Origin of the sequence: Streptomyces viridochromogenes (assembly GCF_001270495.1) — a bacterium.
Classification (GTDB): Bacteria; Actinomycetota; Actinomycetes; order Streptomycetales; family Streptomycetaceae; genus Streptomyces; species Streptomyces viridochromogenes_A.
The window spans coordinates 156,923-168,566 of sequence record NZ_LGUR01000117.1; the positions used below are offsets into that span (position 1 = coordinate 156,923).

The window sequence follows — 11,644 nt, forward strand, 5'->3', positions numbered from 1 at the left end:
CTACTAACTATCCAGTGGGTTAATTAACCGGGTAGCTCCCGGTCGGCCGACCCGTCACCCCAGGGATCCGGCGCCTCTCCTCTGCACTCGCTCCCCCATATGGTGGAGTCCCCTCGAAGGAGCACCCCTGTGTCCGTCCCCGACACCGCCGTCGGCCAGCCGAAGAAAGCGGCCACGGCTGCCTGGATCGGCAGCGCCCTGGAGTACTACGACTTCTTCATCTACGGCAGCGCCGCCGCGCTGATCTTCCCCGAGGTCTTCTTCGACGAGTCCGACCCGGCGACGGCGACCCTGCTCTCGCTGGCCACGTTCGGCGTGGCGTACGCGGCCCGGCCGGTCGGCGCGCTATTCCTCGGTCACTACGGCGACCGGCTGGGGCGTAAGAAGATCATGGTCTTCACGCTGATCCTGATGGGTGTGTCGACGTTCCTCATCGGCTGTCTGCCGACCCGCGACCAGGTCGGCACGCTCGCCCCCGTGCTGCTGGTGCTGTGCCGGGTGCTCCAGGGCATCTCGGCGGCCGGCGAGCAGGCCAGCGCCAACTCGATGACCTTGGAACACGCGCCACCACACCGGCGCGGCTTCTTCACCAGCTTCACGCTGAGCGGCACCCAGGGCGGGCAGTTGCTGGCCACCCTGGTCTTCATCCCGGTCGCCGCGCTCCCGGAGGAGCAGCTGCTGTCGTGGGGCTGGCGGGTTCCGTTCTGGATGAGCATCGCGGTCGCCGTCGTCGGGTACGTCATCCGCCGCAAGCTGGAGGAGACGCCGGCCTTCGAGCGGCAGGCCGCCGCCGAGGGTGTCGTCAAGCTGCCGCTCGCCGTGCTGATGCGGGAGCACTGGGCGGATGTGCTGCGGGTGATCGCCGGTGCCCTGGTCGCCTCGGTCAGCACGATCTTCACGGTGTGGGCGCTGTCGTACGCCACCAGCGACTCGGTCGGGATGGACAGGTCCGCCATGTTGTGGGTGGGCGCGCTCGCCAACCTGGTCGCGCTCGGCGCGATCCCGCTGTGGGCCGCGCTCTCGGACCGCATCGGGCGCCGTCCGGTGTACCTGATCGGCGCGGCCGGCAGCGCGGTGACGATGTTCCTCTACCTGTGGGCGATCTCCACCGGCTCCTACCCGCTGACCCTGGTTCTGGGCATCGTCGCCTTCGGTGTGGTCTACAGCGCCGCGAACGGCGTGTGGCCCTCCTTCTACGGCGAGATGTTCTCCACCCGGGTCCGGCTGTCCGGCATGGCCATCGGCACCCAGATCGGCTTCGCGGTCGCCGGTTTCGCGGTCACCTTCGCCGCGCAGATCGCCGGCCCGAACGGCGACGACTGGTCCGCGGTGGCCCTCTTCACGGCGGCCCTGTGCGTGCCTCCGATCGTGGCCGCGCTCACCGCCCGCGAGACCGCGAAGGTCCCGACGGAACAGCTCGGCGAACGCGCCTCCGACAAGACGGCCCAGCGGGAGAGCGTCGCGGCCTGATCCGCTGGCTCACCCCACCGGTCACCCGGTCACCCGGTCACCCGGTCACCCGGCCACTCCACCACTCGGGTCCTCGGACGCAGAGACAGCTCCGAGGGCCCGAGTCGTGACGTGTCGCGGCGCTACGCGTTCGACCAGCCCCTCCTGCACAGCACCAGCCGGTACCCGTCCGGGTCCTCGATCGTGACGCCCCACTCGTTCCAGTACGGGTTCGGCGACACGACCCGCTTGCCGCCGTGCCGCTCCAGCCGGGCCACCAGGTCGTCCGGCACGGGCCCGTCCACGTAGACGACGAGGAGGTCCTCCTCGGTCGGGCGGGGTTCGACCGGGTGGGCGGCCTCGTGGACGAGTTCCAGATGCCAGCCGGCGTCCGGCCAGCCCAGCATCAACAGGTCGTGCTCGCCCGGTTCCCCGCCGCCCACGGCCCGCCATACGACAGCGAGTCCCAGCCCTTCGACCCAGAACCGCTCCGCCGCGGCGAGATCCCTGGACGGACGGGCGATACGGATGTGGCTGCGGCCGTTGACCGGCATGATCGACCCTCCATCTGATCGGCATTGATCCGCTCGGCAGCGTAGGCGGCTCCCGTGCGCCGGGCCATCGGTCATAGGCCCTCCGCCCAGCGCCCTAGTCCTCCGGCCCGGCGGGGTGTGTCAGGCGGGCGTCGAGGATGCCGTCACGGCGGACGAGGCCGCCCGCCGACTCCCAGGCCACTTGCCGGCTTCGTTCGCCATGCCCGTTCCGACCGCTCCGAGCACCACGCCGATCGCGCCCAGCGAAATCGGATCCATCATGCCGCGCACTCCCCCGCCCGTGTCTCCACGTCACTCCCAGGTGATCAACCCTAACGGCAGGCAGGGGAGGTGACGGAGGCTCAGCCCCGGTTGGCGCCCTTCGCGATGCCGTACACCCGCTCCACCCGCAGCCGAAGCACCAGCCGCCCGTCCCGGACCATCGCCGCCCGGAAGTCCTCCCAGTCGGGATGCTCACCCAGGACGTCCCGGTAGAGGCGGACGAGCTCCTCGACCGTGGCGTCGTACGGGTCCTGAGCGACCGGCGCCAGGTCGGCCGTGCCCTCGGCGACGGTGTACGCCCGCCGGTCGGGGGTCGTGACGTGGTACGACGCCCGGGGGTCCCGGCGCAGGTTGCGGGTCTTGGCGCGGTCGTCGGTGATCGAGACGCGGATGATCCGCTCGTCGGGGTAGTAGGCGTGGCTGACGTTCGACAGCTGCGGCCGGCCGTCGCGTTTGAGGGTGACCAGCACCCCGCCGTGGCTCTCGGAGAACAGTGCGAGCAGTGCGTTCTGGGTGGCGTCCTGAGTCATGTCTGGAGCAACCGCGTCGAGCGGCCTGCCCATTCCCTCCTTCGCCCGCCCAGCGTAGACACTGTCTACTCGATCATGGTAGACACTGTCTATGCAGGAATCCGAATCAGGACTTCGGGCCCGGCTCATCGACGTCGGCGTGGATCTCGTGACCCGCGAGGGCGCCCAGGCGCTCACCCTGCGGGAGATCGCCCGCCGGGCCGGCGTCTCGCACGGCGCCCCGCGCCGCTACTTCGCCACCCACCTGGAGCTGCTGTCGGCCATCGCACGACGCGGGTTCGAGGAGCTGGGTCGGCGGGCGACCGCGGCGGTCGAGGACGGTACGGCGAGCCCGCGGGCCCAGGTGTCCGCGCTGGGGCGGGTCTATCTGGAGTTCGCGCTGGGCAATCGCGGCATGTACGAGCTGATGTTCCGTCACGATCTGCTGGAAAGCGGTCACCTGGGGCTGCGGGACACCAGCCTGCCGCTCTTCGGCCGCCTGGTGGAGCTGGTCGTCCAGGTGCGTCCCGACGCCGACGCCCGGCTCGTCGCGGGTGCGTTGTGGGCCAACCTGCACGGCATCGCGCAGCTGTGGGGCTGGGGAAGTCTCCAACTCGCCACGGATACGGATGACTTCGGGCCCTTGCTGCGGTCGTCCCTGGAGGCGCACCTCGGGCCGGTGGGCGAGTGAACCCGCGACTCACTCTCGCGAGCAGCGTCGTCGGCGCCGTGATCGTCGCACTCGACGGGACCGTCCTGACCGTCGCCCAGCCCAGCCTGCGACGCGGCCTGGACGCCTCCTTCGCGCAGGTCCAGTGGACCAGCACCGGCTATCTGATCGCGGTGGCAAGCCTGTTGGTGTTCGCCGGGCGGCTCGGCGACCGGTACGGGCACCATCGGCTCTTCGGCATCGGCATGCTCGGCTTCGGGGCGGCGTCGGCCGGCATCGCGGTGGCGCCCGGCGTCGGCTGGGTGATCGGACTACGGGTCGTGCAGGGCGTGTTCGGTGCGCTGCTGCAACCGGCCACGCTCGGGATGCTGCGGGCCGCGTTCCCGCCCGACCGGCTGCGGGCGCCGATCGCCGTACGGACCGCCGCGATCGGGGTGGCGGCCGCCGCCGGGCCGGTGGTGGGCGGGGCGCTGGTGGCGGGGCCGGGCTGGCGCGCCGTGTTCCTGCTGAATGTCGTCCCCGCCCTCGTCCTCGGTCTGCTCGCCCTGACCGTACGGCCCCCGCGCCCACCCTCCCCGGCCCGGCTCGACCTGCCCGGAGCGCTCCTGCTCGCGGTGGCCCTGGCCTGTCTGGTCCACTCCCTCGTCGCACTGCCGGGGTGGGCCTTCACGGCCGCGACCGCCGCGGTCACCGGCGTGGCCTTCGTCCGGCACGAGCGCCGTGCCGCGAGTCCGCTGCTGCCGGTCGACGTCATCGGATCGGTGGCCGTCGGGTCGGCGCTCGGCATGTTGGTGGCCGCGTCGGCGGCGCTGTCGGGCGCGCTGTTCGTCGGCACCTTCCTGTTGCAGGGCCCGCTCGGCCTGGACCCGTTCCGCAGCGCTCTGGTCAGCCTGCCGCTGGCCCTGCTGATGGTGGTCGCGGCGCCCACCTGCGCGGTGCTGCTGCGCCGGGCCGGGGCCCGCCGTACGACCGTGGCGGCGATGGCGGTCCTGGCGCTCGGGATCCTGGTCCTCTCCCGCGCGTCGGCCATCCCCGCCCTCTGCGCCGGGTTCGCCCTGGTGGGGGCCGGGTTCGGCACGGTGATGGTGGCGGCGACCCATGTCGTCGTACGGGAGGCCGCCATCGGGTCGGCCGGTGTGGCGGGCGGGCTTCAGCAGACCGCGATGAACGTCGGGCCCGTGCTGGGCGTGGCCGCCGCGACCGCCCTCATGGGAGCGGGGGGCGGCTCCGGGCTGCCGCTGGGTGTCTTCGCCGCCCTCGCCCTGGCCGGTGTGGCGCTGGGCCGGGGGCTGCCGGGGCGGCAGGCCACGCCGAAAGACGATCATGGCCAATCGACGGACCGTACACGTGTTCCTGCGCGACGATGAGATCAGAGGCCGTTCCGCCGGGGTATGCCGGAGCGCACCCTCGTCGTACGTATTCGGAGGAGAACGATGGCACTGCTGACACAAGAGGTCGACCCGGGTGAGGTCGGGCTGGACGCGAAGGCGCTGGACCGCCTCGACCAGCATTTCGCCCACTATGTCGACGAGGGGCGGATACCCGGCTACCTGGTGTCCGTGGCCCGTGGCGGTCGCGTCGCCCACCTCACCACCCACGGCCATCGGGACCTCGCGGCGGGGCTGCCCGTCGAGGCCGACACGCTGTGGCGGATCTACTCCATGACCAAGCCGGTCACCTCGGTGGCCGCGCTGCTGCTGGTGGAGGAGGGCAAGCTGTCGCTCGACGACCCGGTGGGCAGCCACCTGCCCGCCTTCGCCGAGCCCCGGGTGTATGTCAGCGGATCCGGCGCCGACACGGTGACCCGCCCCGCCGAGGGACCGATGACCGTCCGGCACCTGATGACCCATACGGCCGGACTGACCTTCGCCTTCTACCACACCCACCCCGTCGACGCCCTGTACCGCGACGCCAACCTGGAGTCGGCCGTGCTGCCCGGCTCCGACCTGGCCAGGACGGTCGACGTGTACGCGAGCCTGCCGTTGCAGTTCGAGCCGGGCACGCAGTGGAACTACTCGGTCGCCACGAACGTCCTGGGCCGGGTCATCGAGGTGGTGTCCGGGCAGCCGCTCGACGCGTTCTTCGCCGAGCGGATCTTCGGGCCGCTCGGGATGACCGACGCCGGGTTCTGTGTGAGCGACGAACAGGCGGGGAGGCTTTCGGAGTTGTACGGCGAGACCGACGGCGGCGGCATCGAGCCGATCCCCGGGCTCCCGCTGCGCGGCCGGCCCCGCTTCCTGTCCGGCAGCGGCGGTATGGCCGCCTCCGCGCACGACGTCCATCGCTTCATGGAGCTGCTGCGCCGCCGCGGCGAGCTCGACGGCACCCGGCTGCTGGCCCCCGAGACCGTGGACCTGATGACGTCCAACCACCTCCCGGGCGGCGCCGACCTGCGGGCCTTCGGCAGTCGCCCCGCCCATGACGAGGCCGGCAACGACGGCATGGGCTTCGGCCTCGGTGTCTCGGTGGTGATCGACCCGACACGGACGAAGGCCCCGACCGTCCTCGGCGCCTACGGCTGGAGCGGGGTGGCGACCACCACGTTCTGGGTCGACCCGCGCCACGACCTGACGGTGCAGTTCATGACGCAGGTGCGGCCCAGAACCTCGCACACACTGTTCCAGGACCTCAAGCGGCTCGTGAACGAGGCCGTCACGGACTCCTGAGAACGCTGCCGGTCACTGGTCCACGCGCAAGGTGAACTCCACTCCTTCCAGGGCGAGTTCACGCAACCACTCCTCCGAGCGGGCCGCCGTCCCGGCGGCGCGGTTCAGGCCCGCCGGCAGGGAGCCGTCCAGGATGTGGCGGACGCCCAGGGCGAGGGGACGGGAGACGCAGCGGGCCATCGCGCTCTCCTCCGCGTCCCCCACCAGGTCGAGCAGGTAACTGCCGGACCACGTCCGCCCGCCCCCGCCGCGCACGTCCAGCGACACGGCGAGGACGACACGATCGCGGTCGGCGTCCGTCGTGGGGTAGGTGGCCGCCAACTCGCCTGCCAGTGCGGCGATTCGGGCATCGTCACCGGCCTTCAGTTCCTCGAAGACGGCGTCCCAGGCGCGCAGCCAGCCCGCCAGGCGCAGGGTGCCGCGCACAAAGGCCTGCGGCTTCCATGTGTCCGGCAGCCCGTACTGCTCGACGAACGGAACGCTGTCGCGGTTGGGGTAGACCTCGAAGGCCTCACCGTCGACGACATGCCGCCGCGTCGCCTCCCACGGCCGCTCGGCGACGGTCTCGGCGCCGTCCCGGATGTAACGGGCCGGTGAGCGCAGGGCGTTGAGCACGCCGGCGGGCGCCCAGCTGAAGCGGTACCTGAAGTCGTTCGGGACGGCGGGGACACCGCCGCAGTACGAGGTGAGGCTGTACGAGGCCGCCGTGTCGTCACCGACGGCCTCCCGGGCACGGCCGACGAGGCAGTGGGCGAAGAGGTGGTCGATGCCCGGGTCGAGGCCGGCTTCGGTGAGGACGACGAGCCCGGCCGCCGCGGCCGCGGGCACCTGTCCGAGAACGGCGTCCGACACATAGCTGGAGCAGGCGAAGTGCGCCTCCTGCCGGACGCAGGCCGCCAGGATCCCGGCGTGCTCCGGTGCGGGCAGCATCGATACGACGATGTCGCCGGGCGCCAGTTCGGCGGTGAGCGCGGGAAGCGTGTAGGCGCGGGGCTCGGCGCGTCCGGTGAGGCCCAGTCCGGCCAGGGCGTCGGCGGCGCGCTCCTCGGTACGGTGCCACAGCCGTACCCGGTCGGCCGTGTCGCACAGCCGGGCCAGGCCGCTGCCCGTGGACAGTCCGGCGCCGACCCAGTGGACGGTGCCGCTCGCGGGAAGCCGCGCGGGGCGGTCAGGCATGACGGAACTCCCCTTCCGCGACGCCGAGTTCACGGCAGGTGTGGTGGAACCGTTCCAGACAGCGCCCCCAGGGGCCGCCCGTCTCGAAGTCCAGCAGCTGAGGCAGCAGCGCCGCGGAGAAGTCGGTGCTGGACTCGCGGGGCAGCAGGGAGGGCAGGTTGTCGATGGCGATCAGGTCGAGCGGGGGTTCCTTGCGCAACCGGCGGACGGGATCGGTCCAGTCGGTGGTGCGGTCGTAGACCGGCAGGACGTTCAGGGGGGAACCGACGTCGACGGTGACGTCGCAGAGGGTGCGCAGTCGGCGGGCCGGGTCGTCGAGGTCCTGCTCGCGGAGGAAGGGCGGGACGGGGGTGGTGGCGAGGACGGCGTTCACCGTCACGTCGTGCGCCAGCAGAGCCGGCCGGTCCACTTCCCGGGTCTCGGCGAGGTCCCAGGGGGTGGCCTCGACCCCTGCGGTCAGGAACGCGAGGCGCGCTCCCCGGCCGCTGCGCCCCAGGGCGCCGATCACGAGCGCGGTGAACTCCTCGTCATCGGGGCCCGGTTGGAGGGTCTCGTCCAGTTCTTCCTTCGTCGTGGGCGTCAGCGGTGCGACGAGCTTCCCGCGGTGCTGGAGGACGGCCAGGGCGGCACCGAGGTAGCCGGCCCAGAAGCCGAACGCGGCGAGGCGCCGGCCGTCGTCGTCCACCAGGTACTCCAGGTCGAGGAGTGCCCCACCGCCCGCCGCGAAGCGCCGGAGCAGGTCCTCGGCGCCGGGCTGTTGCTTGTAGGCGTGCCCGAAGAAGATGTGCCGGTGGGTGAGTTCGCCCGGCTGCTCCGGGAGTTCCTTGAGTCCGATGACGACGGCCTGCCCGGGCGCCGACACCCACGACCCGGCGGGGACGACCCGGCAGCCGACGGCCTCGTACTCCTCGACGGGGAAGATCCGCTGCGGGGACTCCTCGACGGTGAGCGTCACCCCGCTCTCGACGAGCCGCCGTGCGTCGGACGGCACGATCGGGGTGCGTCGCTCCGTGGAACGGACCTCGTGGCGCAGCCACAGGTGGAGATCGGTCATACGCGGTTGGCCTCCGGGCGCTGGGCGTCGGCCGCGAACCGGCCGGCGCTCAAGGGGGTGACGTCCACGAAGGGTACGCGGCCGAGGTACAAGTCGCGGACGACCTCGCCGACGGCCGGGCCCTGCAGAAAGCCGTGGCCGGAGAAGCCGGTCGCGTAGAGGAAGCGGGAGACCGAAGTCGCCTCGCCGATCAGGGCGTTGTGGTCCGGCGTGACCTCGTACAGGCCCGCCCATCCTCCCGTGCGGCGCAGGTCGAGCAGGGCGGGTGCGCGGCGTTCCATGGCCTCGGTGAGGCGGGGGATCCAGCGGTCGTGGGTGTCGGTGGCGAAGCCGGGACGCTCGTCGGGGTCGGACATGCCGAGGAGGAGTCCGGGGCCCTCGGTGTGGAAGTAGAGGCTGGTGGTGAAGTCGATGGTCATGGGCAGGCGCGGCGGCAGTCCGGCGACGGGTTCGGTGACCGCGATCTGGCGGCGCAGCGGCACCACGGGCAGGTCCACGCCGGCCATCGCGCCGACCGCCCGCGACCAGGGGCCGGCCGCGCAGATCACCGTGTCGGTGGCGATGCGGCCGAGGGTCGTCGTGACGGCGGTGATCCGGTCTCCGTGCAGTTCGATGCCGGTGACGTCGTTGTGGCGTAAGATCCGCGCCCCGTACTGGCGGGCGGCGGACGCGTAGCCGTGGACGACGGATTCGGGGGTGCAGTGGCCGTCGTCCGGGGAGTACGCGGCCGCCAGCAGTCCGTCGGTGCTGATCAGCGGGGACAACCTGCGCGCCTCGGCGGGGTCGATCATCCGGCTCGGCACGCCGAGGGAGTTCTGGAGCCGGACGCCCGCCTCGAAGCCGGCGACCTCCTCCGGAGTCGAGAGGAGGAACAGATAGCCGACCCGGTGCAGCCCGATGTCGTAGCCGGTCTCCTCCTCGAACCGCCCGAACGCCTCCAGACTCCGCGCCCCCAGCCGCACGTTGAGCTCGTCGGAGAACTGCGCCCGCACCCCGCCGGCCGCCTTGGACGTGGACCCGGACGCGAGCTCGTCCCGCTCGACCAGGACGACGTCCCGTACGCCCGCCCGGGCGAGGTGGTAGGCGATGCTGGTGCCCATCACACCGCCGCCGATGACGACGACGCTCGCATGGGTGTTCACGGCCGCACCTCCTCGGCCGGCTCCACCGCGGCTCCGTCGCCGGGCCACTCCCGGAGGCCGGCCCGGACGCCGACGGTCGCGATGCGCCGGCGCTCTGCCCCGCCGGCCCCGATGCCCTTGCGTGTGGTCACTGACCCACCTTCCCGGCCGTAGTAGACGATTTCGCCGGGTGCCGTCCGGGCGGGGCGCCGGCCGGTGAGTACGGCTCCCAGCCCGACCAGACCGTCGGGTGTCAGCAACCCCGCGCCGAGGGCGTCCATCACCGGCCCGGCTCGAACGACCCCACTCTGACCACCGAGCACCCGGGAGCCAGCCACCGCGCTGCCGACGGCCGCGCGCGGCGTCGTGACGGCCGTGCCGTCCATGACCGCGGCCAGGCGCCCGGTGACCGGGTCGAGCACGGTGATGACGGCGTGGACGGTGGGCAGGCCCGACGCCGCGTTGCCCGGGTTGACGCTGCCGATCTTCGCGACGGCCCCGGTGTCCGCCGACAGCCGGGACGGATACGCGAAGACCACGCTGTCGTCGGAGCGGCTCGGGTGCGTGTTCTTCCCTGGCAGGTCGGCCGCGTCGAGGTCGGGCAGGTGTGCCACCTGGTCTCCGGAGAGGAAGAGGACGTCGTCGGTCATTCCCCCTTCCTGTCCGGACGGGCCCGGCCGCAATCAGGACAGGTGCGCGACCGCGTCCAGATGGGGCAGGTGGTGGTCGAGGCGCTCCCGCTTGGTGCGCAGATAGGTGATGTTGTTCTCGCACGGCGGGATCAGCAGCGGGACCTGCTCGGCCACCTGGATGCCGTGGCGCACCAACGCCTCGCGCTTGCGCGGGTTGTTCGACATCAGGCGGACGCTGTTCACCCCCAGGTCGTGCAGGATCTCGGCGGCGACTCCGTAGTCGCGGGCGTCCACCGGCAGGCCGAGCGCGAGGTTGGCCTCGACGGTGTCCAGGCCCTCCGCCTGCAGGGCCATCGCCCGCAGCTTGCCGAGCAGACCGATGCCGCGGCCCTCGTGGCCCCGCAGGTAGACGACGATGCCGCTGCCCTCGGCGACGACGGCACGTAGCGCGGAGGCGAGCTGGTCACCGCACTCGCAGTGCTGGGAACCGAAGGCGTCGCCGGTCAGGCACTCGGAGTGCAGCCGGGTGAGAACGTCGTCCGTGCCTATCTCGCCGTAGACCAGGGCCACTTGCTCGTCACCGCGATCGTGGTCGAGGTATCCGACCGCGCGGAATTCCCCGTACACGGTGGGCAGGGGGGCATTCACCACGCGTTCCACGCCGGAACGCTGCGTCCGCTGTCCGGACTTCTTGCCGAGTACGCCAATTTTTTCTGTCATGATTCTTCAGTTCCTAAGCAGAGACGAAAGGCCGTGAAAAGATGAGTGGTTCACAAACGCGGCCGGCGGCACACTCGCTGGTGCCGGCGGACACCACCGAAGACGTACGGACGCGAGGAGCGGGCGTTTCACGGCAGGTCGCGGTCCTTCCCGTCGGAAGCTTCGAGCAGCACGGCGCGTTCCTTCCGCTGGCGACCGACACGCTCGTGGCCTGCGCCGTCGCGCGCGAGATAGCCACGGCGTACCCGGTGCACCTCCTTCCGCCGGTGACGATCTCCTGCTCGCACGAGCACGCGGCCTGGCCGGGGACCGTCAGCATCTCCTCCGTGACCCTTCATGCGGTGATACGGGACATAGCGGCTTCGCTCCGCCGTTCGGGCGTCGACGCGTTGGTGCTGGTCAACGGGCACGGCGGAAACTACGTACTGGGCAACGTCGTTCAGGAGTCCTCCGCGCGCGGCGAGCGGATGGCGCTGTTCCCGGCCCCGGAGGACTGGGAGACGGCACGGGAGCGGGCGGGGGTGGAGACCTCGCTGCTCACCGACATGCACGCGGGGGAAATAGAGACCTCCATCCTTCTGCACACTCATCCCGAATTGATCCGACCCGGTTATGAGACTTCCGATTTCGTATCGGACGACCGCCGTCATCTGCTCACCCTCGGTATGTCCGGCTATACCGATTCGGGCGTCATCGGCCGCCCTTCGCTGGGCTCCGCGGAAAAGGGGAAGCGGCTGCTGGCGAGCCTCGCGGATTCCTTCGGCACGTATGTGGCACTGCTGACCTCCACGGACGATTCCGTTCGGGACACGGGAGACGCAAAATAGCGGCT

General features: G+C 71.5%; 13 protein-coding genes. 5 read left to right on the plus strand and 8 right to left on the minus strand.

Annotation, left to right across the window (positions count from 1 at the left end; genetic code table 11):
- The first annotated feature begins 129 nt into the window (after window positions 1–129).
- Window positions 130–1,470: an MFS transporter gene (locus ADK36_RS12750; RefSeq protein WP_053197496.1), complete on the plus strand. Its 1,341-nt coding sequence runs from the start codon at window positions 130–132 to the stop codon at window positions 1,468–1,470.
- A 122-nt stretch (window positions 1,471–1,592) separates the two neighbouring features.
- On the opposite strand, the gene ADK36_RS12755 is transcribed toward ADK36_RS12750, so the two are convergent.
- The 3 genes from ADK36_RS12755 to ADK36_RS12760 all read right to left on the minus strand — a co-directional run bounded on the left by ADK36_RS12755 (window position 1,593) and on the right by ADK36_RS12760 (window position 2,794).
- A complete protein-coding gene (locus ADK36_RS12755) occupies window positions 1,593–2,003 on the minus strand; it encodes a VOC family protein (protein ID WP_053197498.1) in 411 nt (136 codons plus the stop codon).
- Between the two features lie 120 nt (window positions 2,004–2,123).
- Complete coding sequence (locus ADK36_RS49450) at window positions 2,124–2,264, minus strand: hypothetical protein (protein WP_199830176.1); 141 nt, start codon at window positions 2,262–2,264, stop codon at window positions 2,124–2,126.
- A gap of 80 nt (window positions 2,265–2,344) precedes the next feature.
- Window positions 2,345–2,794, minus strand: a complete 450-nt coding sequence (locus ADK36_RS12760) for a PPOX class F420-dependent oxidoreductase (RefSeq protein ID WP_053197500.1) — start codon at window positions 2,792–2,794, stop codon at window positions 2,345–2,347.
- 91 nt (window positions 2,795–2,885) lie between these two features.
- Here ADK36_RS12760 and ADK36_RS12765 point away from each other — a divergent pair, with 91 nt between their 5' ends.
- From ADK36_RS12765 to ADK36_RS12775, 3 genes are all read left to right on the plus strand, one after another.
- Window positions 2,886–3,464 (plus strand): TetR/AcrR family transcriptional regulator, encoded by a 579-nt coding sequence (locus ADK36_RS12765; RefSeq protein ID WP_053197502.1) that lies wholly within the window; start codon window positions 2,886–2,888, stop codon window positions 3,462–3,464.
- Window positions 3,461–4,810, plus strand: coding sequence for an MFS transporter (locus ADK36_RS12770; protein ID WP_053197505.1), 1,350 nt, complete (start codon window positions 3,461–3,463; stop codon window positions 4,808–4,810). The genes ADK36_RS12765 and ADK36_RS12770 overlap by 4 nt, the downstream gene beginning before the upstream one ends.
- 66 nt (window positions 4,811–4,876) lie before the next feature.
- A complete protein-coding gene (locus ADK36_RS12775; RefSeq protein WP_053197507.1) occupies window positions 4,877–6,109 on the plus strand; it encodes a serine hydrolase domain-containing protein in 1,233 nt (410 codons plus the stop codon).
- Window positions 6,110–6,121: 12 nt separating this feature from the next.
- On the opposite strand, the gene ADK36_RS12780 is transcribed toward ADK36_RS12775, so the two are convergent.
- Genes ADK36_RS12780 through ribA form a run of 5 tightly spaced genes read right to left on the minus strand, consistent with a single transcriptional unit; the run spans window position 6,122 to window position 10,812 of the window.
- Entirely contained in the window at window positions 6,122–7,285 is a 1,164-nt protein-coding gene (locus ADK36_RS12780; protein WP_048579315.1) for a saccharopine dehydrogenase family protein, read from the minus strand.
- On the minus strand, window positions 7,278–8,339 hold the full coding sequence (locus ADK36_RS12785; RefSeq protein WP_048579316.1) for a saccharopine dehydrogenase: 1,062 nt from the start codon (window positions 8,337–8,339) through the stop codon (window positions 7,278–7,280). The genes ADK36_RS12780 and ADK36_RS12785 overlap by 8 nt, the downstream gene beginning before the upstream one ends.
- Window positions 8,336–9,481: an NAD(P)/FAD-dependent oxidoreductase gene (locus ADK36_RS12790; RefSeq protein WP_048579317.1), complete on the minus strand. Its 1,146-nt coding sequence runs from the start codon at window positions 9,479–9,481 to the stop codon at window positions 8,336–8,338. Before ADK36_RS12790 ends, ADK36_RS12785 begins: the two co-directional genes overlap by 4 nt.
- Entirely contained in the window at window positions 9,478–10,110 is a 633-nt protein-coding gene (locus ADK36_RS12795) for a hypothetical protein (RefSeq protein ID WP_053197509.1), read from the minus strand. The genes ADK36_RS12790 and ADK36_RS12795 overlap by 4 nt, the downstream gene beginning before the upstream one ends.
- 33 nt (window positions 10,111–10,143) lie before the next feature.
- Window positions 10,144–10,812, minus strand: a complete 669-nt coding sequence (gene ribA, locus ADK36_RS12800) for a GTP cyclohydrolase II (protein WP_030054880.1) — start codon at window positions 10,810–10,812, stop codon at window positions 10,144–10,146.
- 41 nt (window positions 10,813–10,853) lie between these two features.
- Between ribA and ADK36_RS46145 the strand changes: the two genes are divergently transcribed.
- On the plus strand, window positions 10,854–11,639 hold the full coding sequence (locus tag ADK36_RS46145) for a creatininase family protein (RefSeq protein WP_078916008.1): 786 nt from the start codon (window positions 10,854–10,856) through the stop codon (window positions 11,637–11,639).
- Window positions 11,640–11,644 lie beyond the last annotated feature (5 nt).

Excerpts from the sequence above, each read along its gene's own strand:
- ADK36_RS12780 (WP_048579315.1), bottom strand. The coding sequence starts at position 7,285 with ATGCCTGACCGCCCCGCGCGGCTTCCCGCGAGCGGCACCGTCCACTGG.
- ribA (WP_030054880.1), bottom strand. The coding sequence starts at position 10,812 with ATGACAGAAAAAATTGGCGTACTCGGCAAGAAGTCCGGACAGCGGACG.
- ADK36_RS49450 (WP_199830176.1), bottom strand. The coding sequence starts at position 2,264 with ATGATGGATCCGATTTCGCTGGGCGCGATCGGCGTGGTGCTCGGAGCG.
- ADK36_RS12785 (WP_048579316.1), bottom strand. The coding sequence starts at position 8,339 with ATGACCGATCTCCACCTGTGGCTGCGCCACGAGGTCCGTTCCACGGAG.
- ADK36_RS46145 (WP_078916008.1), top strand. The coding sequence starts at position 10,854 with ATGAGTGGTTCACAAACGCGGCCGGCGGCACACTCGCTGGTGCCGGCG.
- ADK36_RS12755 (WP_053197498.1), bottom strand. The coding sequence starts at position 2,003 with ATGCCGGTCAACGGCCGCAGCCACATCCGTATCGCCCGTCCGTCCAGG.
- ADK36_RS12795 (WP_053197509.1), bottom strand. The coding sequence starts at position 10,110 with ATGACCGACGACGTCCTCTTCCTCTCCGGAGACCAGGTGGCACACCTG.
- ADK36_RS12760 (WP_053197500.1), bottom strand. The coding sequence starts at position 2,794 with ATGACTCAGGACGCCACCCAGAACGCACTGCTCGCACTGTTCTCCGAG.
- ADK36_RS12775 (WP_053197507.1), top strand. The coding sequence starts at position 4,877 with ATGGCACTGCTGACACAAGAGGTCGACCCGGGTGAGGTCGGGCTGGAC.
- ADK36_RS12765 (WP_053197502.1), top strand. The coding sequence starts at position 2,886 with ATGCAGGAATCCGAATCAGGACTTCGGGCCCGGCTCATCGACGTCGGC.